The sequence below is a fragment of the Vibrio sp. Isolate23 genome (genome assembly GCF_022398095.1).
GTDB classification, from domain to species: domain Bacteria; phylum Pseudomonadota; class Gammaproteobacteria; order Enterobacterales; family Vibrionaceae; genus Vibrio; species Vibrio coralliilyticus_A.
Genome location: NZ_JAKEUV010000001.1, coordinates 103,061 through 128,809 on the forward strand (window position 1 = coordinate 103,061; position 25,749 = coordinate 128,809).

Genomic DNA, 25,749 nt, shown 5'->3' on the forward strand with positions numbered 1-25,749 from the left:
ACTTAATGATAAGCCACCAGAATATCAACAGTAAATGCTAACTCATGCAGCATTTACTGTTATCGTACTTCCCGCTCGGTCTGACTGAACATCTACACGCAGTGACATCTGTTCTTTTAGCTCACTGACATGAGAAATCAGCCCTATCGTTCTTCCAGTCTGTTGCAGATCAATTAACGTTTGAATGGCAAGATCTAATGACTCTGGGTCTAAGCTCCCGAAACCTTCATCAATAAACAACGTATCTAAGCGAATACCACCACTGTATGACTGAACAACGTCAGAAAGACCGAGTGCTAAAGATAAGGCGGCCATGAAGGACTCTCCCCCTGACAACGTGGCTACATCTCTACTTTTGCCTGTGTAACTGTCTTCCACAACCAGATCAAGCCCACGGCCAGCAGAACCTTTGAATCCATCCTTTTTGCGGGAGAGAATATAACGCCCCTTACTCATTATGCTGAGTCTTTGAGAGGCCTGTATTAATACATCGTCCAGTAGCACGCCTAAAACAAATCGGTGCAGACTCACACGGCTACCAGTTTTACCGCTCGCAACATCATAGAGCGTTCCGTACACTTGGTATTTAGCTTCCAGCTCGGTGTTCTTCTCATGCAGTTTAGCGATATCTCTACACACCTTTTGATAGCGTTCAAACTTGGAGCGAATCGTATCTAGCTGATTCCTCACCTCCACATATGCTTGGCTATGTAGGGCAACTTGTTTATCTAACTCCTCTAAATCAGGCAATGACTGATTTTCGAGCGAGTGTTTCAAGTCCTCAATGGTTTGCTTAAGCTTCACCTCAATGTGTGCATAGGCATCCACTGACGTTTCCCAGTGCTCAATTTGCTCTTCTGTGGCTTTACTGTCTAAATAATGCTGTTCGTTTGTAAACGGCGTATCCTCTATTGAGATATGCCATTCAGTCTGAGCTTTATCTAATTGTCGATGTGCTTCTTCCAACGATTCAATATTACTTTGCCTTTGACCCTCAAGTGCCGATTGCTGTTTAGCGAGTGTTTTCTGAGTCTCATTGGCCTTCTCAAGCTGTTTTTGAACTGACTCGATGGATGTTTTGATCCGCGTATGCTCTGCTTCAACAAGCTCAATAGATTGGTATTTTTCACCTATGGATTGAGCCAGCATATCTAACCTTTGTCGGAGGGTGTTCTCTGTGGCAACATGTGCTGATATTTCTTCCTTGAGCTTGTTAATCTCGCTTTCACCATTGTCACAACGTTGATTGAACGCTGTCACCGTCGCTTGCATTTGTTCGAGGTTGATGGCCACCAGCCTCTCGAGTTTAAGTTTTAACTCTGCATGCTGTGTTGTAACTACATGGAGTGACAGAGCTGAGTGCTCTCCTAACTCGGCTTGAAGCTCATTGAGTTGACTCTTTTGGCGCTCAATCAATAACTTTTGCTGTTCCACCAATTGAGTTTGCTCATTCAAAGCTTGCAAAGATTGGCGTTCTTGATGACGCCATTGCTCAACCTGCTCTTTAGTGACTTCTTCCCCTTCAAATGAAGTCGGATTTGGATGTTCTTTGCTGCCACATACTGGGCATGGCTGATCTTGTTGTAGCCTTTGTGCAAGAACGGCTGCTTGAGCATTATGCCAACGTATTTCACCTCTATCAGCTTCATTGCGCAACTTTTCCCATCTGGTCTTAAGCTCAGATTGACGAGAAAGCATTGGCTTGAGTTCAGCATCAAACACCTCTAGATCTTTCGAAATATTCTGCTTCTTAGTTAAATCCTTGATTAAATGGGATAAACGCATCAGTTCAGATTCAAGGGCTGATTTGTCCGTCATAGCCAACCTTGCCGCTTCAAACTCTTGTTGAGCTTTAGTGGCTTCTAATAAAAGTTTTTCTTTGTGTGCCTGATACTTAGACAAAGTCTCATCATAGCTTTTCTTTTTTGCTGTAGAGTCTTTTATTTTTAGCTCAAGCTCGCGCTTTTCCAATAACTTGGCTTTGATATCATCCAAGAAGTAAAGCTTATCCGTTTGCTCAGGGAGTGCTTGAGCTTGTTGATTTACGCTATCCAGGATCTGTTTATGTTCTTCAAGCGCAAGATTTGAAGCTCGAAGCTCTTTTTCAAGCGCATTGCCTTTTTCCGTAGTATCACGAACTAGCTTTAAAGCCGATGACCAATTCGCATAAGGAAGGTCTAACTTGCTTGCCTGTCGCGCAATCGTTAGGTTGTGCTTTATCTGCTCATTAGCCTCTCTTTGTTGAGCATGATCAGACAACGTACGTTCAGCGGTGGCTAACCTTTCAAACTCAGTTTTGAGCTGAATTGCCTTCTGTTGATTCAGTTTCGATTGGTTCAGCTTCTCTAACTGCCCCTTTTCACTTAAAGTAAGCTCTTCAAACTGTTTAGAAAGCAAGTCGATATGCTCGGTAAGTTCCGCTTCACTATTCACTCCCGCAACCTGAAGCGCACCGCGAATTTGATTATCAAATTCATCTTTCGATTTGATGATGGTGCTTGCCTTTTCCTTGAGTGCAAACTCAATTTTCTTGTAAATATCGGTTTGAAATAGCTGACCAAATATTTCTTCTCGTTCTTTAGAGCTCGCGAGTAAAAGGTCACGGAATTTTCCTTGCGGTAGCACCATTACCTGTCGAAATTGCGTTTCATTCAAACCAATCAAATCCGTGACTTCCGTCTTTACTTGAGCCGTTTTGCTTGTAATCAGTCGTTCTTGATGCGTAATTTCATACAAAGAGGCGGTGTGCTTACGTGTTGTTGTTCCTTCGCCTCGTGCTTTAGGCGCAAGTTGATCAGGTGACCTCGTGACTCTGTAGCTCTTACCCTTAAGTGCGAATTCGAACACCACTTCGGTCGGTAACGAAAGCGCAGCCATATCGCAGCGCATCTGCGTCCCTTCTCTTTCATTGCCCGTTGTCTGGCCGTACAAAGCAAAACAAATGGCATCTAAAATTGAAGTCTTACCTGAACCTGTTGGGCCGTTAATCAAAAACAGCGGATTGGAACCCAGCAATGTAAAGTCGATAGTTTCAGTGTTAGCAAAAGGACCAAATGCCTGCATTGTTAGTAAGAGTGGTTTCATCACTTATTCCTATTGCTTCGTTAACTGATTAATGATGTCATTGATGGCATCAGTTTGCGCTTCGGTAAGTTCACTGTTTTGTGCTTCGAGGAAGAAATCTTTGAACATATCCACTTCACTTCGTGCCAGTTTGGCCTGAGCCATTTCTTGCTCGACACCCATTAACATGCCGGGCTTTTCAATATGTAGAACATTGGGGTAAACGGTACGAAGCTTTTCCATAGGGTTCAGAATGGCGTGTTTATCCAGCAAACGGACCAACAAGTAATCGTACTGGTTAGGATCAGTCTTTCCCTTTGCAATGATTTCATCTAGCTCACCTTCAATAATTCGCATTTGGTGAGGCACGGTTAAATCAATATGAGTAGCAGATTGAAAGCCTTGCTTAGTGATTTCAACCAGCGTTATACCTTTCTTTTGGAACTGCTCTGAGAAGCTGTACTTCATTAAAGAACCTGAATAACGGATATACTCCTGCCCTTTTTTTTGTGGCTGGTGCAGATGCCCCAAAGCGACATAGTCAAAATCGACGAAGTGTTCATGGCTAACTCTGTCTGAGCCACCAATGGATAAAGGTCGCTCTGAATCTGATTCAATAGCCCCATCGACAAAACAGTGACTTATCAACACATTCTTTTGGTTAGGCTTAAACTTGGACTTAATTTCTTCACTTAGCAGTTGATGAGCATCATCATGGGTCGAAACTGGCTGACTAAAATGATGCCGCACCAATTCAGGGTCATTGTATGGCATCCCATAGAAGGCGACTTCCCCGGCGTCAGTATTCAGAACAACCGGTTCCAACATCTCTTCAAAATTTGCAATGATGTGCAATCCCGCGTTTCTCATCTGTGAAGCGCCAAAGCCAAGCCGTTGCGCACCATCATGATTACCGGGAATAAGAATAACTGGCAACTTCAGTTCACCACACACTTGGCTAACGAATTCATTCATTACTTCAATCGCGGCGGTTGGAGGAACAGAGCGATCATAAATATCGCCAGCGATCACTAGAGCATCGACAGGGTGTATTTGTATATATTCGATCAATTGGGTAAGTACCGCTTTTTGATCATCAAGGAGAGAAACGTTGTGAAACTGGCGTCCGAGATGCCAATCAGAGGTGTGAAGAAACTTCATTTAAGCCCTGCGTTATTCTTATCGTCTAGGGCTAGATAATACCATTCTGGACAGCCTCCTATCCAGAATGGCGTTAAGATTCGCTAATTAGGAGCGTGCTGCTTACAGAATCTGATCGCTTCGTCGAGTAATTCGAGAGCAGACTTATCATTTTCAGGTAATGCTGCATCACTTTGACCCAAAGGTGTTACGCGGTCACCCCACTTGATATGACCAGCTCCCCATGTCAAACCTGCACCAAACGCTGCAAGAAGTAGGTTATCGCCAGGCTTAACAAAACCTTGCTCCATAGCTTCACACAAGGCTAATGGCACTGTCGCAGCAGAGGTATTTCCATACTTCTGGATATTAACAAACGCTTTATCTTGGCTAATACCTGACAAATCACAAAGCGTTTGAATGATACGGATGTTCGCCTGATGAGGAATAACGACATCAACGTCATCCGTCGAAAGTTGACTGCGAGATAGTACAGTTTGTGCTGCAGAACCCATGCCTTTGACTGCACGTTTGAAAATTTCTTTACCTACAAAATTAAAATCCCAGTAGCCGTTATCTGCAGCAAAACGATCCATAGACGTGCCAAATTTAGGTACAGATAGAATATCGCGCCCTTTTGAGTCACAGCCGAGCTGAGCATGTTGTAAGCCCACAGGTTTATCTGTTTTGCTCAGTACTACTGCACCGGCACCATCACCAAACAACACAGCCGTATCGCGCATTGTCCAGTCGATAAAGAAAGATAGACGCTCTGCACCTATAACCAAGGCATTTTGGTAGCTGCCCGCCTGAATCATACGAGTCGCTGTCTCTAGGCTATAGAGAAAGCCTGTACACGCAGCATTTAGGTCAAACGCTGTAGTGCCAATCATACCGAGGTTTTGCGATACTTTAGAGGCAATATTTGGGATGAGGGAATCTGGTGAACACGTTGCAACTATCAGTAGGTCGATATCGCGCGCTTCAAGGCCTGAACATGCCAGTGCGTGCTTAGCAGCCACTGTGGCTAAGTCAGACGTGTTCACATGGCTAATACGGCGATTTTCAATCCCCGTGCGCGTGCGAATCCATTCATCTGAAGTCTCAATAAAGGTGCTTAAATCATTGTTAGAGAGCGTTGTTGGTGGTACACATTTACCCCAACCTGTAATTTCTGCATAGAATGTGGTCATTCGAAGCCTTTTATTTTTATTCGAGTTAGCGCCCATTCGATCTGTTCAGTCCGACTGAGAGAACTCTTGGGAAAATACTATTTTCAGAGTATAACTAGCGAATATCTGTGGTGTCACCTAATTGGTAAAATGGACGTCACACTTGCGTAGAAAAACACAAACAAGAGAAAAGTCATGTCTACATTCAATACACGTTGTCCTTCTTGTTCAGGTGTCAATCGTGTTCCTAATGAAAGAGTGTCTGAAAGCCCGAAATGCGGTAAATGCCAGTCGCCTTTACTGGATGGCGCACCCGTTGAAGGAACCGAACTCAACTTTGATACAATTTTAAACAGCCCCCATCCTGTCGTCGTCGATTTTTGGGCACCTTGGTGCAACCCTTGCGTTGGCTTTGCACCTGTTTTTTCAGATGTCGCCAAAGAGCGAGCAAATAATGTTCGATTTGTAAAAATAGACACCGAAAGCCAGCAAAACCTTGCAGCTAGATACCAAATTAGAAGCATTCCGACGATTATGGTGTTTAAAAGCGGTGAAAGAATCGATGTAATCAATGGCACCTTACCTAAAGGTCAATTTGATCAATGGCTTAATGAAGCATTACTGAAATAAAAATATCGAACATTTCAAATTAACAGACCGCTTTTATGGATTATGAGCGGTCTTTTTTTACTCATAATAAACAATCGTATCGAAAAATGATTTTTATCGACACGACCAAAATTATTCGTTTTACCCTGCCTTAAAACCACCTCATAGTCGCGCCCAAAATACGTTCCACTTTATTAATGAACTCAAGAGGCTACGACGTTGGAAAACATTCTTGCTCCTGCACCAAAAGCTCGCATCACAGTCCCTGTGATTGCGCTGGCTCTTTATGCGGTTGCGTCAGGCTACCTAATGAGCCTGATACCACTGATGCTATCGGATTACGGGCTAGACAATTCGTTGGCCAGTTGGTTAGCCAGTGTATTCTATGCAGGTCTTTTAGTCGGTGCGATTGCGATTGAACCTTTAGTCACTAAGCTAGGCCACAAAAATGCGTTTGTTCTTTGTTTGGGCCTATTCATCACGACTATTTGTACATTACCTATATTCCCTAGTTCAACCTCTTGGATGTTAGCACGCTTTTTTGCTGGTATCGCGGTCGCTGGTGTGTTCGTTATTGTGGAATCTTGGTTATTACATGGCGATGAAACAGCCAGAGCAAAGCGACTTGGCCTGTACATGGCTGCATTATATGGTGGAAGTGCGCTTGGTCAGCTGGGCATTGGTATATTGGGTATCCATGGCGGCGTACCTTTTATTGCAATTTCGACCTTGTTACTTCTTGCAATCGTAGTGCTGTGGTTTGGGGAAAGCGACCAGCCAGAGTCTGCACATACAACCAATCTATCACTTAAACAGATCACCAGATTGAGCCATGCAGCCATTATTGGCTGTATTGTTTCTGGCCTGATCCTTGGCGCGATTTACGGCTTAATGCCGCTAGAGTTAGCTAAGCAAGGGATTGCCCATGACGACATAGGTGGATTAATGGCCTTAATTATACTCGGTGGTATGGCGGTTCAGCCATTGGTTCCATTGATGTCAAAGTACTTTGGCCGCACTTTATTAATGGCCTTCTTTTGCTTACTTGGTGCTGCTTCGAGCAGCATGATTCTGCTAGACGATACTATTCGAGTATTAGCCTTCGGGGTATTTCTGCTTGGCGTTGCGGCTTTTGCTTTATACCCAATTGCGATAAACCTTGGCTGCGATAAATTGGAACAGCACTATATTGTCTCAGCGACCCAAGTCATGCTTTTCAGTTATAGCGTAGGTTCTGTATTCGGGCCTATCGTTGCTGGCTGGTATATGGCGAGTGACCATGGACTGATGGGATACCTGTTCGCAATTCTACTCGCTACTTGCTTATATATGCTCGTTGCGAGTATTAAAGCAAAACACCAAGCTGTCGCTGGAGAATAACCTCCCATCACTTCTGCTTCCTTCTATGCCGGTTAGACACTCCACTAACCGGCCTATCTGGCGCTGCTCTTCGTTCATGAATCAAATGCCGAACCGCAAGAATTGGATGAGGTAGCAACATTTTTGGTCCCGAGTAACGCATGACTTGCCGCATTTTTTCTTTGGGTTCAGGCTTATAGCAGTGGATCGGACATTTATTGCAGGTCGGCTTGCCTTGACCGTACGGGCAGCGATCAAGCTTCACCTCAGCATACTCTTTCAGCTCTAGGCACGAATGACACAAACAACCGTCTGGCAATCCATGATGATCGCGGCAATAGATCGCAATCATTGCACTGACCGTTTTAAACTCCGTCAGCAAATTACCTTGTAAAATATTCGAATGAGTAAATTTCATTAGTCTGTGAATGACAATTGATACAGAAGTAAGTCTACTTTATCGCTTATCTGATTTTGAACTTTGACGTAGGTAAAACCGAGTCGATTTAATAGAGCCTTACTGCCTTCATTATCCGAAGATGTGATCGCAACTAATTCATCAATATCACGACGCTGTTGTGCATATTTAATAATGGCTTGCCCTGCTTCTAACCCATAGCCCTGCCCATGTGAAGCCGGCATAAAACCATAACCAATATCATAAGCCTCTAAATCGTCTCTCTTTATCAGGCCGCAAACACCAAGCGGCTCGCTATCTGATTTATTTTCTACGATTAACAAGCAGACACTTTTTTCCCTTCTCATCGCAAGGATATTGTTGCGAATATACTCAGTGGCATCACTTCGGTTTCTAATCTGTTTGTCACCAACAAAGCGTAGAAAACCGTCGGTGTTATAGAGTGACTGAATAAAAGCGGCATCATCTTCTGTTGGTAAACGCAGTATCAAACGATGAGTTTCTAGATTTTCCATATCAAGTGCTTACGCATTACTTAGGTTAGAGGTGAGCTTACCACCTACACTTAACGTAGAAAGTGATTGAGGTTTGAAAGCCCAATTTTCCGCGGAGGCCAAACATGCGTAGCTTTATTCTCGTATTATTGCTTGTTCAGAGTATAGGCTTGGCGTGGAGTTATCCTGCCCACTCACACAAATGGTCTCATAGAAGTGTCATTTATTTCGCTCCAACCAATGATGAACATGTGAAGCAATTCTTGCTCGAAACCTTGATCAATGAGTGTGAACTCTCCGATCGTGACATTATTACTCTGGTCATAACCCAAGACGGCTTTACCATTCCATCTTGGGTTAAAAACGAATTTAATCTACTGAGCATGTTCAGAGCCTACGGTATCGAACCGGGTACACACACGGCAATACTAATAGGCAAGGATGGTTCCGAAAAACTTCGTTGGGGTAAAGAAACAGATTGGGAAAATATTAAGCAAACCATTGATTTGATGCCAATACGTCAACATGAAATAAAGCTGAGGCCAAGCCCCTGCTCTGCATAGAGCCAGAACTAAATCCCCATTGACATTCCTTCATCAATTAGAGTAATTAATCAACAAACAGGGCCAGATATAAATATCTAATAGATCCTTGCCATTGCACATTCTCAAATAATCACTTACATTCTCCAACCCAATAGTTAATAACTATAATAATCATTATCATTTAAGTGCAATCTAGTATGTTTATCTCTTTTTCTAGAAGCAAAATGGCTATCGCTTTGTCAGTCGTTTTCGCCTCGCTCACTACCGGTTGTTTAGACGACGGACTCAACACCACTCCTGATTCAACCACAAGCCTCCCTACAGCAACAATGCGTGACATCTCAGTGAAAGCTCAAGTTGACAGCACTGATGCTGCAGGCAGCTTATACACTATTCGACAACTCACCACGAACTTGTTAATTCAAGGCACGGTAGCTGATGATGGAAGTATTCACGAAACTATCCCTGCTGGAGCTAATCTCAACGAGCCATTGCAGATCAGTGTCGACATGACCAATGACACATACAAATCGTTAACTGACAATGTAGCCACACTTGAGGCAATCAATAGTAACCAAGCCTCGTCACAATCCACACGAACTCTAACGACTCGTGAAGATGACGACACTAGATCGACAACACCTCCTATCAGTATTTCACTGCGCACCACAGCAGAATTTGCCTATGCAGATAAAGACCAGAACGGCTTACTATCGGATGACGAGATCAAACAAAAAAACTTGGATTCCATAAACGCAGATTACCTGGAAGAAGTACAGGATTTAATGATTGCTGCCGATGTCATTCAGCAAAATCCAGGGAAGCTGTACTACAAGTCGACATACGAGATGATGACTGATTTTCATAATGACGAATCAGCCAAGAATGCTTTTTTCGCCAGCAACAGTGATTCAGTACGTGACGCGCGTGCCAACCTGTTTAACGAAATCGAGCCAACTAACCCAGAAGTCGCGGACTTTCTACGTCTAGACACTAATGGATGGCCGCTGAAACATCAGTCTCGATCATATGAACAAACGCCTTGGGCTTGTGCCGATGATATTCGCCGAGTTTCGCTTCGCAACTACGGAACAAGGCTGTGGCACTTTGATCGCACCAAGACAGGCAATATAGACAACACAACCGTGAAGAGGCTTATTGTATCCGCTAATCAAGCCCAACTGTGTAAGAAAGCGGGGTGGCGATTGCCAGCTGTAGCTGAACTAACCACCCTACTTGATGGTGGCGATAGTAAGTTTCCTAATACTTTTCCATTTCTATCACCAGATTCCAGCTTCTGGGCCACTGATGATGAAGAAAACACGACACTGGTGTCCTTCTCTACAGGTAGCGCAGTGCTAACAGCCCCGAATGAACGTTCATCCGCTGTAGCAATATTACATAATTTTGAGCCTTATGATGTTTGGTTTAACATATCGCCAACAGAAACTCCCGTCGATCTCGCAGTGCTAAGAAGCCAATACTCTCAAGCGCCTGAAAACTGGCCGCATCCAACAGTGGATGACGGAGTGGAATGGAAAGAACTAGGCCTGAAACCTGCTGTCCCTTTTCCAAGCGATAACCCATATTCGAAACAAAAAGTGGCATTAGGTAAGGCATTATTTTTCGATAAGCGCTTGTCAAAAGACAATACCATCTCTTGTGCGAGTTGCCATGAACCGAGCAAAGGTTGGGCTGATGGGCTCAGAGCCGCGGTAGGTATCAATGGGCAAACCGGAAAAAGAAATACGCCAACCATTCTTAACACAGCTTACTATGAGACTCTATTCCTAGATGGACGTGTTTCTTCTCTCGAAGAACAATCATTACACCCTATTTCAAACCCGATTGAAATGGGCCTCCCCCATGATGAGATGTTAAATAAGCTGGATAACATTAACGAATACAAGCCATTATTTACCGCCGCGTTTGGCGATAACCAGATCACTCTAGATCGAGTTGCTAAATCAATCGCAACGTTTGAACGAACCATCATCAGCCAGAAAAGTGCCTTTGACCAGTTCCTTGAAGGCGACCGCACTGCCATGACCGATCAACAAATTCATGGCCTTCATTTATACAGAACCAAAGCTCGCTGCATGAATTGCCATAGTGGTCCATTAATGACCAACAACCAATTTGAAAATATCGGGCTGACTTATTATGGTCGAAGTCTCGAAGATCGAGGACGCTACAACGTAACAGGAAATCCATCTGACATGGGTAAGTTCCGAGTGCCTATGCTTCGAGATATAAAATCTACCGATCCGGTAACACACCTTGGTTTATTTGATTTAAGTATCGTCACGGGCAGCGGACGCATTTTCGGCCTTCTTGCTATGTACAACAACGGTATGACACGAAATCGTAGTGGTAATTTCCCCCAATATGCCAACAAATATGACAAGAAGTTCCCTGAGGTTTCACCACTGATTGAAAGGCTTGGGATGACTACAGAGGAATTACTCGCTCTTGACTCATTTATGTCAGCGATTTCAACACAAGTGCGAGATGACAGCGCAAGTGAAGCCGAACTCGGCCTAACATTCCAATAATAATGAGGGCTGATATCCTTCAGTATCAGCCCTCTTTTCCATATTTAGACTAATACTAGATATGGAGTTTCTTCTTCCACCGGCCAGCATTTGAGCTTTACGTCTGGTTGTTCAACACATTGACCTGTTTTTAGGCTGAAATGCTGCTTATAGAGAGGAGAAGCGACACACAGCTCGCCTCTCACATCACCGACGATGCCTCGGTTCATCACGTAAGCTTTACCTATCGGGTCCCAGTTTTGTATCGCAAAAACGCCTTTATCAGGAATTCGGAAAAGCGCCACTTGTTCGCCGTCAATTAATGCAGCCCTACCTTCGTAGGGTACTAAGTCATCCAATCGGCATATTTTTAGTTTCTGGTCGGTAATCATAGCTCCTCCTTAACTGGAATTCGCTGTCCTCTGATTCGCTGGTAAGGAAGTACTTGGCTCGCTGAGTCGTCATTGATGAAAGGACGGAATTTGCTGAGCTTGTCCGGATTTTCCAGCGTACTCTTCCACTCACATTGGTAGGTCTCGACAATATGCTGCATTTGGCTTTCGAGTGAGTCACACAAACCCAATGAATCCTCGATCACCACTTGTTTCAGATACTCAAGACCGCCTTCAAGGTTTTCCATCCACACTGAGGTTCGTTGCAAACGGTCAGCGGTACTGACATAAAACATCAATACCCTATCAATGAGTTGTACTAACTGCTCTTTAGTCAGGTCTGAAGCTAAGATATCAGCATGTCTTGGGCGCATTCCCCCATTGCCACACACATAAAGGTTCCAACCTTTTTCTGTTGCGATAACACCAATGTCTTTGCTTTGCGCTTCTGCACATTCTCGCGTACACCCTGAAACCGCGAACTTAATCTTATGTGGCGCTCGCAAGCCTTTGTATCGGTTCTCCAATTCGATCGCTAACCCTACAGAATCGTCAACGCCGTAGCGACACCATGTCGAACCCACACAAGATTTTACTGTGCGAAGTGATTTCCCATAGGCGTGACCCGTTTCAAAGCCAGCATCGATCAGTGTTTGCCAGATCTCCGGTAGCTGCTCCACTTGCGCACCAAAAAGGTCGACTCGTTGACCGCCGGTGATCTTAGTGTACAAATCAAACTTCTGCGCGACTTCACCAAGTACAATAAGCTTCTCCGGTGTAATCTCACCACCCGCAACCCGAGGGACGACCGAATATGAGCCGTCTTTCTGTAGGTTTGCCATGAATGCATCATTCGAGTCTTGAAGCGCACTGTGTTGAGGCTCCATTATGTGTTCGTTCCAAAGCGAGGCAAAAACTGACGCTGCGGTTGGTTTGCACAGATCACATCCTAAGCCTTTGCCATGCTTTCTCAATAAAGTGTCAAAGTCTTTGATTTGCTCGACCTGACAAATATGAAACATCTCTTGTCGAGACATTTCAAAGTGTTCGCAGACATGATTATTGACTTCAACACCCATCGCCATTAGCTCAGCATCCAGTACTGTCTTAACCATATTGCTACAGCCACCACAGCCTGTCCCAGCCTTGGTTTGAGTTTTCAGGGTATCTAAATCATGTGCACCAGCCTGAATGGCCGACACTAAATCGCCTTTGGAAACGTTGTGGCACGAACATATGATCGCTGTATCGTTCATTTCTCCTTGCAGCATACTGGTATCAAGCAGGAGATTGGCGGCGTGATCGGGAAGTTCAGTTTGATTGAGATAGCATTGCAGTAGCGCATCGTAGTCTGAGTTGTCACCCACTAAGATAGCCCCGAGCAAAAATTTACCCGTTTCATCGACAACTAGCTTTTTGTAAACACCGGACACCGTGTCTTGCAGGGTCATCTCCTGTGCGCCTTCCGTCGCTTTATGAGCATCACCAATCGACGCTACATCGACACCAAGCAGTTTGAGCTTGGTGCTCATGTCAGCGCCCGTAAATCCTGTCGTTTCTCGTGCTGTGAGCTTGTCTGCCACTACCCGCGCCATGGCGTATCCGGGGGCAACCAACCCAAATATCTTTTGTTGCCACAACGCGCACTCTCCAATGGCATAGATGTTTGCGTCGTTTGTCTGACATTCATCATCAATCACAATGCCACCTCGCTCCCCCAATGTGAGCTCTGCTTCCCGACCAAGTGCGTCTTGTGGCCGTATGCCTGCGGAAAACACAATGACATCCACTTCCAATGGTTCAGCGTCTTTGAACACCAAACGATGCCGAGCGGTTTCGCCATCGCAAATCTTTTCTGTGATCATTGAGTTGTGAACGCTCAGCCCCATGGATTCGATTTTTTCTTTTAGCACAGTGCCTGCTCCGTGATCGAGCTGGACAGGCATCAAGCGTGGCGCAAATTCCACAACGTGGGTCTTAACTCCAAGCAGTTTTAACGCATTTGCGGCTTCAAGACCTAGCAATCCACCGCCAATAACCGCACCTGTTTTCGCCCCTTGGCACGCTTGTTTAATCTGAGAAAGATCTTCCAAAGTACGATAAACAAAGATGTTTTTTCTGTCTTTGCCTTCAATCGGCGGAACAAAAGGATACGAACCCGTCGCAAGCACCAACTGGTCGTAGCCAAGAATATCTTCGCCATCCAGTACGATACGTTTAGCCTGCTTATCGATAGAAGTCACCTGACTACCCAGAACCAACTCAACCCCGTGTCTCTGATACCATTCCTCACTACTCAGCATTAGATCCTGATGAGACTTTCCCGAAAACAAAGACGACAATTGAACTCGGTCGTAGGCTATAAACCTCTCTTCACCAATCACGGTGATCTTCTTTTCCAAATGCGCCCCACGCTCGACAAGCTGTGCGACAAGGTGGTGGCCGACCATGCCATTTCCGACAATCACTACATGTTCCATACTCACTTCCTTATGCTGTCTTCGCAGGTGCAGGTTTGCTGTTTACTTTTTTCTTATCTGCTGGCAACTCTTGTTTCGATTGTTTTTCGTACAAGAATTTCAAAACAGATTGGCGATAGCGCTGATAAACAGGGTTATCCGCCAGTTCCACGCGATTTCGTGGACGAGGAAGTTCAATTTCCAGAACTTCACCAATGGTTGCCGCTGGTCCGTTAGTCATCATGACTATCTTGTCTGAAAGCAGCACAGCTTCATCAACATCGTGAGTTATCATAATCACGGTGTTGTTTAGCTCCGCCTGAATGTTCATTAATGAGTCCTGAAGGCGTGCACGTGTTAGTGCATCCAACGCACCAAACGGCTCATCCATAAGCAAGACTTTTGGCTTGAGTGCCAGTGCTCTAGCGATCCCAACACGTTGTTTCATCCCTCCAGAGATTTCGTTCGGTTTTTTATCTGCGGCTTGAGTCATCTGAATCAGTTCAAGGTAGTGCTCAACTTGCTCGCGAATCCAGTGCTTACCTTTACCACCCGCCACCTGCTTTACCGCCAGCTCAACGTTTTGATACACCGTTAGCCAAGGGAGTAAGGAGTGATTCTGGAACACAACAGCCCTATCTGGTCCTGGCCCGCTCACTTCACGACTATCGACAATCACGCCACCATCAGTGGGTAGGTGTAGCCCAGCGACAAGGTTGAGGACTGTTGATTTACCACAGCCGGAGTGGCCAATCAGCGACACAAATTCGCCTTTATTAATTTGGAGGTTGACATTTTTCAGCGCGATAAACTCACCATTGGGTGTCGGGAATCGCATTCCGAGTTGCGTCAAATCTAATAGTGGTTTTGACATCATTAATTCCTTTTATCGCAATGCTTGCTGTTTGTTCCATGAAAGCCATTTCTGAAGCTGTAACATTCCTCTGTCGAGCATTAGTCCAATAAAGCCAATCGTAATAACAGCGACCATAATCCGCCCTAGTGATGCTGAACTGCCGTTTTGAAATTCATCCCAGACAAATTTCCCTAGCCCTGGGTTTTGCGCCAGCATCTCGGCCGCAATGAGTACCATCCATGCAATACCTAGCGATAACCTGAGGCCGGTGAAGATCATAGGAATAGCTGAAGGCAGAACAATGGTTCGAATATGCTGCCACCAAGAGAGCTGCAGTACCTTGCTGACGTTAATCAGATCTTTGTCGACACTCGTAACACCTAAAGCAGTATTAATTAAAGTCGGCCATAAGCTACACAAAGCAACCGTCAGTAGTGAGTTAATAAAAGACTTCGCAAACAAAGGATCGTCACTCACATAGGTCGCGCTCACTACCATGGTGACAATAGGTAACCAAGCCAATGGCGACACTGGTTTTAGTAATTGAATGATTGGGTTAAATGCTTGATAAAGCCCTTGGTTGAGACCTAGCATTATCCCGAGTGGGATGGCAATCAGTGTCGCCAACAAAAATCCGGCTGCCACCGTAATTAGGCTGGTGATGATCTGGTCAAATAATGTCGGCTTTCCTGTATAAGGCCTTATCTTCACTTTTGCTTCAGGATTCTTTGCCAACTTTACTGCGTTGCGCTTTTCCTGACGTTCAATAAAAGCTTGTTCTTTGTCTCTCTCTTGCCAATGTTCGTTAACCAGATTACTAAACTGATGATATGTCTGAACTGGTCCCGGCAATGTACCGAGTGATGTTTCGACCTGACGGGCGCTTAAGTGCCAAAACATGAGAAACATCAGAATGCCGATCAGAGGGAACAGAATCAGTTTACTTTTATTAGCCACCAGCTTAGGGCTGGAAACCAGCGATATGACATTGCTAGGCATACTTACTCCTTTACTTCTTAATTCCATTTAAAGGAGAGCAGATTGCTCCCCTTCATTGCCTCTAAACCTTGTCTTTACCTTTCAAACCAATACTGAATTTCTTGAGGTAGGCATTAGGCTCGCGACCGTCGTAAACAATGTTGTCGATGAAATGGGTCTGAGGAGCTCGAAAGCCATCTTCCTTAGCGAAATCTGGGAAATCTTTCGCAGTCAGAACACCGTCCTCTATTAATGCATCGGCTGCTTGCTGGTAGATATCTGGTCGGTAGACTTTTTTCGCGATGTCCATGTACCAGTCATCCGATTGTTCCTGAGAGATTTGACCCCAACGGCGCATTTGCGTCAGATACCAAATAGCATCGCTGTAGTAAGGATACGTTGCGTTGTAACGAAAAAAGACGTTGAAATCTGGCACAGCTCGCTTGTCACCTTTTTCGTATTCGAACGTTCCCGTCATTGAATTCGCGATCACTTCTGCATCTGCACCAACGTACTCACTTTTCGCCAGCAGTTTGACTGCTTCGTCTCGATTCGCGTTGTTATTTTCATCCAACCAATGTGCCGCTCTAATTAACGCCTTCACAACCCGTATGTGGGTATTTGGGTATTTCTCTGCCCATGACTTCGACACGCCGAATACTTTTTCTGGGTTGTTTTTCCAGATTTCATAATCAGTGACGACCGGCGCGCCAATCCCTTTAAACACCGCCTGTTGATTCCATGGTTCACCTACGCAGTAACCTTTGATGGTACCCGCCTCCATGGTTGCTGGCATCTGTGGTGGTGGTGTCACGCTCAGCAATACATCTGCATTGACCTGTCCGCTGTTATCACCCGTTTTAGGTGCGTAGTAGCCAGGGTGTATCCCGCCTGCAGCTAACCAGTAACGTAGTTCGTAGTTATGTGTCGATACTGGAAACACCATCCCCATGTTGAAGGGCTTACCTTCATCAAGGTAGCTTTCGACAACTGGTTTGAGTGCATCCGCTTTGATTGGGTGAACAGGTTTTCCATCAGCCTGTTTGGGGATGTGTGGCTTCATCTCTTCCCAAGTATCATTAGAGACCGTGATCGCATTACCATTTAGGTCCATGCTAAACGCAGTGATAACTTCAGCCTGTGTACCAATACCGATGGTTGCTCCCAAAGGTTGACCAGATAACATGTGCGCGCCGTCAAGCTCACCGTCAATGACACGGTCAAGCAGAACCTTCCAGTTAGCTTGCGCTTCCAACGTGACATAAAGCCCTTCACCTTCAAAAAAGCCTTTCTCGTAAGCAACCGCAAGCGGTGCCATATCAGTGAGCTTAATAAAGCCAAACTTGAGATCTTCCAGTTCAGGCTCGCCGAGTTCAGCCCAAGCAGACGGTACAGAGACCGATAATGCTAGGGGAAGAGCCAATAGTGATTGTTTAAAAGTTGACGTCCATTTCATTCGCTTTCTCCAAATAAAGAGCGCTACTGCTCTTTCGAGCAGTAGCGCCGTTGCATTCCTTCATTACCGCCGTTGGTAACGTTGAATCGCGTGTGAACCAAATTTCTAAATTATCTATTCCAAGTTACGTGCCAATACTATTTTTCTTTTTATTTCATAATCTTATTAACCTGAAGCGTTTAGTCGAAACGATTGATGCTATTAAGTTGTGCATACTGCACCATTACGGAAGTTTATGCCTAACCCCAAAGAGGTAGCTCGCTATTTCAAGGTTTCTAAAGTGATCAATATGTTTTTCGCCACTTGAGCCAAGGTCTGGCTCGACTGCATTGCAGATTTTCGCATCGCTTTATAGGCAGACTCTTCATCCACATTATGCATTTTCATCAGCAACCCTTTGGCTTTTTCTATCATTTTTCGCTCTTCCAGTTTCCCTGCTAAGGATTCAATTTCTGACTCCATCGCCAGCAATGATGCCCTCGCAATAGCGGCATGTTCGAGCCAAGGTTTAAGGCTAAGATCAGAATCGGCAGGTAACAAAACGTAATCCATACGCTCTGGTAAACGATTAATATCATTGGATAAAAACTGCTTAATCACGACGAGTAATGGCCGCTGTTTCTCGCGACAAACATCAATGATTAAACGAAGTTCCGCACTGGGCTGTTTCCAACCCGCTACAACATTGGCACCCGGCTCACGTTGCAACAAGGTTTCAAATTGGTTGAGCTGACATCCAATGACATCGTCATAATCCTGAGCCAATAAAGTGGTCAGCCTTGCTTGTTCTTCCAGCGAATCGCAGCAAACAATGGTGGGAGTTTTAGAGATTTTCTTTTGCATAACATTCCTTGTTTTATCTCTTTGCTTGTACAGAGACATAACAAGGAATGTGCCAGAGTGATTAAGTCAACTTAGGAAGGGACTCAATAATGCTTATGAGCGAGACTCACAATGTTTTGACCATAGCTGATAAGCTTGCTCAAAGGATCTGTCTTTATCGCCCGTTTCAGCAAACAGAATGCTAGCCATTGTGGTAACAACGGTGTTCGCCATCATATTCAGCTCTTCCTCTGGCGTGCCTAACGGGCACTCATCAGGCAATGGAATGTCTGTTAGCATTTGTTCCGTCCAATAGTGCGATTCCACACCGGAAGGCGTACTCATCCAAACCGTTTGACTGACCTTAGGGTTATATTCAGACTCCCCAGATTGGCCTTTGAAGGACACAACCGCATGGCGAGTCAACCCGATTTCACTCTCTACCTCGGCATGCAACTGCTGGAATCCGGGATGAAAGCTGCCACGAATGCCAATCTTGGCACCACCTGGGTTTAGCGCTCTCACCACAGTGTTAATTGGGGTACGTAAACCATAGCGATTTTTCCAACCAATCATGGTTTCGGCTTGAGGCGCGAAATGCTTGAGTGGTAAGTATGCAATGTTGCTTTCTTGGAGCACATTCTTGGCGTGCTCAGCGGACTCTACCTTTTTGACATCCAGCACACTCAGGTAATCTTCTGCATGCTCTCGCCCAGCTGGCCTATCATGATATCCGTGAAAGAGCACTTTTCTGCCACTATCAGCCAGTATTTTCGCTGCCAACAGATGCCATGGTTTACCTGCGGCTTTTCTTTTACCTGCATAACATGGCCAGTCAATATCAGCGCTAATATTAGGTACTCGAGATTGAAATGCTTTCACGAAGCCAGCGATTTCCTGACGAGTTTCATTTTGCACACGAATCAGCATCAACAGCATAGCCATCTGATCATCGTCGCATCGTCCATCAAGGTAATCATCCATGACGTGAAAAGCTTGATCAAACGTCAGCGGCTTACGGCCTCGTTCACCTCGACCCACTGTTCGAATACATTCCTGAATTATGCTCATGTTACCTCTTGAGAAATCACCGACTCTACGGTCACGTTAAGTTGTTCACGAAGTGTGACGACTTCCCCCAAGATAATCAATGCCGGACTCACACCTTTCAGCGCTTCTGACAGACTTGTTAGGCGGCTTAAGCTTGATACATGGACTTTCTGTTGAGAGCTGCACCCGTGTGTCACTACCGCTAAAGGAAAGTCATCTCTCATACCGAGACAGAGTAATCCCTCTTGTATCTCACTGGCCTTTTCCAACCCCATATAAAACACCAGTGTTTGCCCAGACGATACGAGTTGAGCCCACGCCGGAAGTGCGCCTGATACGACTTGCCCCGTCACAAACGTCACGCTTCGGGCCAACGCTCTGTGCGTCAATGGAATGTAGGACGCCGCTGCACAACCAATTGCGGCTGTGATGCCAGGTACTACTTCATAATCAATGTGGTTTTGCGCCAGCAGTAGCCCTTCTTCACCACCACGACCAAAAATGAAAGGGTCGCCTCCTTTAAGCCTCACGATCATGTAGCCAGACTCTGCTAAATCCACCAAAATCTGACTGATTTCTTCCTGCTTTAAACTTGGCTGACCACAACGTTTGCCTACATAGATCAGTTTCTCGGCCTTTTCTGCTAGATCTAAAATCTCTCGATTGACTAATCGGTCGTAAACCACCACATCAGCCTGCTTAATTAGTTTTAACGCTTTGACGGTCAGTAAGTCAGGGTCATTGGGGCCAGCGCCAACTAGATAGACTTTTCCTTTTGTTCGATAGCGGTCAAGTTTGTGTAGCTTACAAGAATCGTTATACAGTCGACGGTGTTCGCTGAAGCTTGCACCTTTCAAATCTGAATATGAACCTTCCCTTAGATTGATATCGTATTTCATCTTAAACCCCTTTATTTCATCACTGCTGTCTTAGCACTATGCTCATTCACTAACGCTTCAACCTGAGGAATACACGAGCCGCAATTAGTGCCGCATTTAAGATGATTTTGTAATTGGGAAACGTTGTGACAATCGCCACTCTCCAAAGCAGAAGTGATCTGTTTGTCGCTAACTCGAAAACAGCTACATACCAGTTGGCTGGACTTCTCACTCGAAGCAACCGTAATTAGCTCAGCAAATGACAGTGGTTTGCCAATCAAATCAATCAGTTTGGTGTAGTCAATTTCAACAGGCTTGGGGGAGACAACAAGGATAGAAGTGACAATACGGCAACTTGAGGTCTCTTCATAATCAAAAGCCAACCAGCCTACTGGCAGATCAAGCGTAATCCTCTGTTGGTTAGATTTCTGACCGTAAGACTTGGATACGCGTTTTGTATTAGCAAATCGCCAAATGCCAGACTGCTTTTCCGCCTGAAATGCACAGTAAGCAAAAGCCTCTTTAGAGAATTGAGCACCAATGTACAAACCGTAGCTAGCAATCTTCTCTGGCAATACTTCAACACGACTGGACTTAAAAGCTGGCTGCCCAGAATGAGGGTCGACTAAGCGGCTTACCACCGCATTAACTTGACTTTTTCCAGCATAATCTCCAGCCCAATGCATCGACATGTACAGCTGTTTTATCGGCAGGCTCTCTTCAATCGTGGCTTTAGCCAGTATGCTGTTGTCACCGTTCACGACTCTAACCAACTCACCCTTTTTAGCACCTAATAGATCGGCGGATAATTGGCTCATATAAACTCTAGGCTCCAGTTCGCTGGCAGCCAGATGAGCAATGTGCCCTGTTCGTGTCATTGTATGCCACTGGTCTCGCTGCCTACCTGTATTGAGCCACCAGTGGGGGTCTTCAGCTTCTGGCATTTGGGCACTGACAACAAATTTTGCCTTGCCATCAGGAAAACTAAATTTCCCATCTGAAAATGGCTTGTCTTTACCCCACTGCTGAGGTTTCCAATTGTCATATTCTTGTTCGGAAATATCTGCGTGTTCAGAGAGATCAAGCATCAACGATGAGTCTTGATTCAGTGCTGTCATGGCGGCGAACTCTCTAAATACGTCCACTTCATTAGAGAAACCAAATCCGTTTGCTATGTCCATTCGCTCACAGAGCTTCTTGCCCACTTCACAAATCGCTTGCCAGTCTGGCTTGGCACACCCTGGTGGTTGAATAAATCGACGTTGTCGAGTCATGCGCCTTTCTGAATTGGTGACCATGCCCTGTTTTTCTCCCCAGCCAGCCGCCGGTAAAAGGAGATCGGCGTATTTCGCAACATCCGAATCAGGCGTGATGTCAGAAACAATGACCATTGGGCAGCGTTCCAATGCTCGACGGACGTAGTCATGATCCGGCATGGATACCACGGGATTCGTCGCCATGATCCAGATAACCTTGATATCACCGCGTTCAACCGCTTCAAACATCTCTACCGCTTTCAATCCCGGTTTTGTCGCAATATCAGGTGAGCGCCAAAACGCTTTGATAACGTCAATCGATTCTTGGTCGAAGCCGCGATGAATCGCTAGCTGATTGGCCAGCCCGCCGACTTCACGCCCACCCATGGCATTGGGCTGGCCAGTAATCGAAAACGGTCCTGCGCCTTCCATACCAATAGAGCCAGTGGCTAAATGCGCATTAATGATCGCATTACCTTTGTCTGAACCAGTTTGTGACTGGTTTACACCCTGACAAAATACCGTAACCACTTTTCGCGTTTCACTGAACCAGCGATAAAATGTCAGCAGTGATTGTTTATCAATACCAAGCGTATCGCTCAGTTGAACGAGAGTGAATTTGGAACTTTTGATCTTTTCCGCTAACTGGTTGAAGCCTGAGGTGTTCCGCTCAATAAATTCAGTATCCAAGCAGCCAGTGTCAATACAGTGCCTTATAAGCCCATCGAAAAGCGCGATATCAGCATCGTTGGGGATAGAAAGATGAAGATCCGCTTGTTGAGCCGTTACCGTTTTTCGAGGATCAATCACAACGAGTTTCAGCTTTGGATTTTTTTCTCTTGCTTGCTGGATACGCCTGAATATCACTGGGTGTGTCCATGCGGTATTCGCGCCGCATATAACAATGAGTTCGGCTTTATCTAGGTCGCTGTAGTTGACCGGTACCACATCTTCCCCAAACGCACGATTATGTGCCACTACCGCAGAAGACATGCAAAGCCGTGAATTGGTATCAATGTTTGCACTGCCAACGAAGCCTTTCATCAGCTTGTTTGCGACATAATAATCTTCAGTCAGAAGCTGGCCTGATACATACATCGCTACAGAATCAGGACCCTCCGTGTGTATTGAGTTGTTCATGGCTTCTGCAATCACATCTGTCGCTTCATCCCAACTGATTTCTTTGCCATTGAACTTAGGGTAAAGCAAACGAGACGGCATATTGAGGCTCTCAGCCAACGCTGAACCTTTCACACAAAGTGCACCATTATTTGCCGGATGAGAATTGTCACCTTGTATTTTTCCTAGTTTCACCTCGATACCACAGCCAACTCCGCAATAAGGACAAGCTGTGCTAATACATTCCATTGTCATCACTCACTCCTTGAAATAAAGAAGCCTCCTTCACTGAAAATAGTGAAGGAGGCTTCTTTGCCTGTGACGTTGTTGTTTTCCAATCATCTCTACAGCAAATGTAATGCCATAGAATAAAGTCATATTTTTCAGTTGGTTAATTAGGCTTACATACTAAGTCCGCACCAATACCGTGCAGTTTATGACCATTGTGGTTCGATTTTTCAATCAGTCACCGTAAAAGGTAACTTTTATATTACGAAGAGGCGGATAGGTTGGAACTACCAACTATAAGTGATGAGCCGAAGAGACAAAGCTAATAGGAAAACAATCATCCGATAGTAATATCGCTACTCTCTAAAATGAGCTTTTCAATACGCAGATACAAAAAAACCAGCCTAAGCTGGTTACTGTATTCTTAAAGAGAATGGAGGCGCGTCCCGGAGTCGAACCGAGGTCCACGGATTTGCAATCCGCTGCATAGCCACTCTGCCAACGCGCCTCATTTTTTAGATGGTGCCCCGGGCCGGACTTGAACCGGCACAGCGCGAACGCCGAGGGATTTTAAATCCCTTGTGTCTACCAATTCCACCACCAGGGCAACGCAATCATGCGATGGTAACACCATCTCTCACCGGCCTGTGCCGTGAGAACGAGGCGTACTTTAACGGATTGAGATTTGAGATCAATAAAAATTTTGTCTTTTTGATTCAAACGGTTAAAAACCAGACTTTGCGGGATAATTGACGAGCACTTTGAGCAAAAGGCGTTCGTTATGCTCGTTGTTCAAGTCACACTGGAAGTTAGGTACTCGGTATTAAAAAGCCGTTAGCAAAAGAGACGAGAAGACAAACAAAACATATTTATGCCTAACTGCGTGGCTCCACTAGAGCAAAGTTTCTAACTCTTTTAGAGTCTTAATCCTCACAATATTTTCTGAATGAACCTTATTGTTAAGGCCGACTAGGTGGATTGTCTTAACTCCTGCTCGTATCCCTGCTTCCAACCCTTTTGGCGTATCATCGACATAGATGCATTCGTTGAGACTAAATCCCATATTCATCGCACTATAATGGACTAAGTCAGGTTCAGGCTTCCAACTATTGGTATCAAACGCCGAAAAGATCTTGCCCTTGAAATAGGGCAACAGACCCGTGATTTGCAGTGTTTTTTCAATTTTTGTTTTTGGACCATTTGAAGCGACACAATACTCAATGCCTTTTGCTTCTAGGTATTGAATAACATCAAATACTCCTTCCATTGGCTTTAAGTCGGCCTCAAACCGCTTTTCCAGAGCCTTTCTATATATTGGCTCGAGTTCGTCCAATGAAACATTTAAGTCTAACCGGTCTCGCATATCGGTAAGAATATCGGCCAGTTTACCTCCCTCAAAATGCTCTATTGCCGTCTCTAAAGACAAGTGAACGTCGTATCGGTTGAACACATCGCAAAGTGCCTGACAACAAAGCCTTTCACTATCCACTAAGGTTCCATCACAATCGAAGATCACACATTGAGTCTGAGGTTTACCCATTCCAGTTTCCTTTCTATAAGGTACTCGTCAAATACTATGCGAGGTAACTGAGATTGGAATGATGGGGTTAACACTTCAATCAAATACCACTTAGTTGATGATAAAAATACCGGACGTGTCACTAATTGATATGCTAATTGCATGAATTCAATACTAATAACACCAAGTGGACTAAAAAGAAGCGTTAATTGGTATGCGGATAACCATGTCTATACTATCGTTATAGGCTTTATGATTCGATGTATATATTCGAGAATAGTGATGCTTCTACGCTGGGGTGACCCAGTAAAGAGGCAATAAATGCAGTAGGCTCACTAACACATGACACCACATCAGAAATCAATAATGTGTTGTCTAGTTTGGTTACAATAGCTGCAGCAGTGGGCTCTCCATTTTGAAAACCTACATAAAGATCGCATGGCTCTGAGAAGATAATTTGGCTCAAAAACTCAACTATCAGCTCTTGATCCCGCAGCTGTTCCCACCTTTTCGACTGAAGTAAAGAGAACATCACCGTCAGACGATGAAAGTCCACCTTATATATATCTTGCGTAACGAAATCAGTACCAGCATCAAGCTTATCATCCAGTTTTTTGAACTGACTATCTGCGCTTTTTTCTAGAAACAGAGCTCTCCCTGCAAGGCTTTCTTGAGTCGGAAACTCCACATCGACGTGCTGACTTAGCCATTGATTCTTGACCTCAACAATTGGATTCACACTTTCGGTCATACTGGGTGACTACTGTATTTTATGTGTCATTACCGTGAAGCTTAGCGATAACGATCTGATGTCTCAAGTATTTTAAGGATATCTGCTGTCATCTGTGTCAAACTAGGCAAGTTAACAAACGGAATTCAATCATTAGGACAACTCACATCATGTTCAAAAAAATCGCGACCGTATCATTGCTGGCCTTAGGTTTAACAGCCTGTGACAATAGCGAAGTTGGCGATGTCAGCCTAGGCTTGTTCACACTAAAAGACATCAAACTGAATCACCTCAAGGATCCGGTGGTTACAGGTGTTACCTGCCATATTGCCTCTATTGAAGCCGACCTGAGCCTCGCAGATCCAAGTGATAGTTCAATTTCTTGTCGTCAAACAGGGGAAATTACCCCTGAAATGTTAGCGGCCATTGATAAATCAAAAAGTGGCGAAGTGGTATTTAAGAAGTCGAAAAGTATTTTCTTTAAAAGCATGAAGGTACGTCGAATTTTTGATGCCGAAAACCAAACACTAATGTACTTGTCATATTCGACGAAAGAGACATCTGGCAGCTTCAAGCATAGCCTTTCAACCGTGCCATTATGGGGCACAAAGGCATACGGCATCCACACTACGAAAAAGTAGACGAAAAAGAGCCAAACGTTTCAGTTTGGCT

21 protein-coding genes and 2 tRNA genes are annotated in these 25,749 nt (G+C 44.9%); 5 read left to right on the plus strand and 18 right to left on the minus strand.

Annotation, left to right across the window (positions count from 1 at the left end):
* Nucleotides 1-42 precede the first annotated feature (42 nt).
* From L1D31_RS00530 to L1D31_RS00540, 3 genes are all read right to left on the minus strand, one after another.
* Entirely contained in the window at nt 43-3,084 is a 3,042-nt protein-coding gene (locus tag L1D31_RS00530) for an SMC family ATPase (RefSeq protein WP_239835153.1), read from the minus strand.
* Between the two features lie 9 nt (nt 3,085-3,093).
* Nucleotides 3,094-4,224 (minus strand): exonuclease SbcCD subunit D, encoded by a 1,131-nt coding sequence (locus L1D31_RS00535; RefSeq protein WP_239835154.1) that lies wholly within the window; start codon nt 4,222-4,224, stop codon nt 3,094-3,096.
* An 83-nt stretch (nt 4,225-4,307) separates the two neighbouring features.
* Nucleotides 4,308-5,396, minus strand: a complete 1,089-nt coding sequence (locus tag L1D31_RS00540) for a ketoacyl-ACP synthase III (protein ID WP_239835155.1) — start codon at nt 5,394-5,396, stop codon at nt 4,308-4,310.
* A 174-nt stretch (nt 5,397-5,570) separates the two neighbouring features.
* Here L1D31_RS00540 and trxC point away from each other — a divergent pair, with 174 nt between their 5' ends.
* Nucleotides 5,571-6,005: a thioredoxin TrxC gene (trxC, locus tag L1D31_RS00545; RefSeq protein ID WP_239835156.1), complete on the plus strand. Its 435-nt coding sequence runs from the start codon at nt 5,571-5,573 to the stop codon at nt 6,003-6,005.
* 198 nt (nt 6,006-6,203) lie between these two features.
* Nucleotides 6,204-7,364, plus strand: a complete 1,161-nt coding sequence (locus L1D31_RS00550) for an MFS transporter (RefSeq protein ID WP_239835157.1) — start codon at nt 6,204-6,206, stop codon at nt 7,362-7,364.
* A gap of 7 nt (nt 7,365-7,371) precedes the next feature.
* On the opposite strand, the gene L1D31_RS00555 is transcribed toward L1D31_RS00550, so the two are convergent.
* Together L1D31_RS00555 and L1D31_RS00560 are read right to left on the minus strand one after the other, a co-directional pair.
* Nucleotides 7,372-7,761, minus strand: a complete 390-nt coding sequence (locus L1D31_RS00555) for a nitrous oxide-stimulated promoter family protein (protein ID WP_239835158.1) — start codon at nt 7,759-7,761, stop codon at nt 7,372-7,374.
* The gene (locus L1D31_RS00560; protein WP_239835159.1) at nt 7,761-8,276 is read right to left on the minus strand and encodes a GNAT family N-acetyltransferase; all 516 of its coding nucleotides are present in this window, start codon (nt 8,274-8,276) and stop codon (nt 7,761-7,763) included. Before L1D31_RS00560 ends, L1D31_RS00555 begins: the two co-directional genes overlap by 1 nt.
* Before the next feature lie 104 nt (nt 8,277-8,380).
* Here L1D31_RS00560 and L1D31_RS00565 point away from each other — a divergent pair, with 104 nt between their 5' ends.
* Together L1D31_RS00565 and L1D31_RS00570 are read left to right on the plus strand one after the other, a co-directional pair.
* Nucleotides 8,381-8,818, plus strand: a complete 438-nt coding sequence (locus L1D31_RS00565) for a DUF4174 domain-containing protein (protein ID WP_239835160.1) — start codon at nt 8,381-8,383, stop codon at nt 8,816-8,818.
* A 206-nt stretch (nt 8,819-9,024) separates the two neighbouring features.
* Nucleotides 9,025-11,355, plus strand: a complete 2,331-nt coding sequence (locus L1D31_RS00570; RefSeq protein WP_239835161.1) for a cytochrome-c peroxidase — start codon at nt 9,025-9,027, stop codon at nt 11,353-11,355.
* Between the two features lie 44 nt (nt 11,356-11,399).
* Here the strand turns inward: L1D31_RS00570 and nirD are convergent, their stop codons facing one another.
* The 13 genes from nirD to L1D31_RS00635 form a co-directional block, all read right to left on the minus strand.
* Entirely contained in the window at nt 11,400-11,726 is a 327-nt protein-coding gene (nirD, locus tag L1D31_RS00575) for a nitrite reductase small subunit NirD (protein WP_239835162.1), read from the minus strand.
* Nucleotides 11,723-14,206, minus strand: a complete 2,484-nt coding sequence (gene nirB / locus L1D31_RS00580; RefSeq protein ID WP_239835163.1) for a nitrite reductase large subunit NirB — start codon at nt 14,204-14,206, stop codon at nt 11,723-11,725. The genes nirD and nirB overlap by 4 nt, the downstream gene beginning before the upstream one ends.
* 10 nt (nt 14,207-14,216) lie before the next feature.
* On the minus strand, nt 14,217-15,059 hold the full coding sequence (locus L1D31_RS00585) for an ABC transporter ATP-binding protein (protein WP_239835164.1): 843 nt from the start codon (nt 15,057-15,059) through the stop codon (nt 14,217-14,219).
* 12 nt (nt 15,060-15,071) lie between these two features.
* Nucleotides 15,072-16,040 carry an ABC transporter permease gene (locus L1D31_RS00590; RefSeq protein ID WP_239835165.1) on the minus strand — a complete coding sequence of 323 codons (969 nt, stop codon included), beginning with the start codon at nt 16,038-16,040 and terminating at the stop codon, nt 15,072-15,074.
* 61 nt (nt 16,041-16,101) lie between these two features.
* Nucleotides 16,102-17,475 (minus strand): CmpA/NrtA family ABC transporter substrate-binding protein, encoded by a 1,374-nt coding sequence (locus L1D31_RS00595; protein WP_239835166.1) that lies wholly within the window; start codon nt 17,473-17,475, stop codon nt 16,102-16,104.
* A 261-nt stretch (nt 17,476-17,736) separates the two neighbouring features.
* The gene (locus L1D31_RS00600) at nt 17,737-18,318 is read right to left on the minus strand and encodes an ANTAR domain-containing protein (RefSeq protein ID WP_239835167.1); all 582 of its coding nucleotides are present in this window, start codon (nt 18,316-18,318) and stop codon (nt 17,737-17,739) included.
* Between the two features lie 93 nt (nt 18,319-18,411).
* Entirely contained in the window at nt 18,412-19,368 is a 957-nt protein-coding gene (locus L1D31_RS00605; protein WP_239835168.1) for a glycosyl transferase family protein, read from the minus strand.
* Nucleotides 19,365-20,246, minus strand: coding sequence for a uroporphyrinogen-III C-methyltransferase (gene cobA, locus L1D31_RS00610; protein WP_239835169.1), 882 nt, complete (start codon nt 20,244-20,246; stop codon nt 19,365-19,367). Before cobA ends, L1D31_RS00605 begins: the two co-directional genes overlap by 4 nt.
* 11 nt (nt 20,247-20,257) lie before the next feature.
* Nucleotides 20,258-22,855, minus strand: coding sequence for a nitrate reductase (locus L1D31_RS00615; protein WP_239835170.1), 2,598 nt, complete (start codon nt 22,853-22,855; stop codon nt 20,258-20,260).
* A gap of 407 nt (nt 22,856-23,262) precedes the next feature.
* Nucleotides 23,263-23,336 (minus strand) — tRNA-Cys (locus L1D31_RS00620).
* A gap of 12 nt (nt 23,337-23,348) precedes the next feature.
* Nucleotides 23,349-23,435 (minus strand) — tRNA-Leu (locus L1D31_RS00625).
* Nucleotides 23,436-23,720: 285 nt separating this feature from the next.
* Nucleotides 23,721-24,368: an HAD-IA family hydrolase gene (locus L1D31_RS00630; protein WP_239835171.1), complete on the minus strand. Its 648-nt coding sequence runs from the start codon at nt 24,366-24,368 to the stop codon at nt 23,721-23,723.
* Nucleotides 24,369-24,597: 229 nt separating this feature from the next.
* The gene (locus L1D31_RS00635; protein ID WP_239835172.1) at nt 24,598-25,098 is read right to left on the minus strand and encodes a flavodoxin; all 501 of its coding nucleotides are present in this window, start codon (nt 25,096-25,098) and stop codon (nt 24,598-24,600) included.
* A gap of 149 nt (nt 25,099-25,247) precedes the next feature.
* Between L1D31_RS00635 and L1D31_RS00640 the strand changes: the two genes are divergently transcribed.
* Nucleotides 25,248-25,718, plus strand: a complete 471-nt coding sequence (locus L1D31_RS00640; protein WP_239835173.1) for a CreA family protein — start codon at nt 25,248-25,250, stop codon at nt 25,716-25,718.
* Nucleotides 25,719-25,749 lie beyond the last annotated feature (31 nt).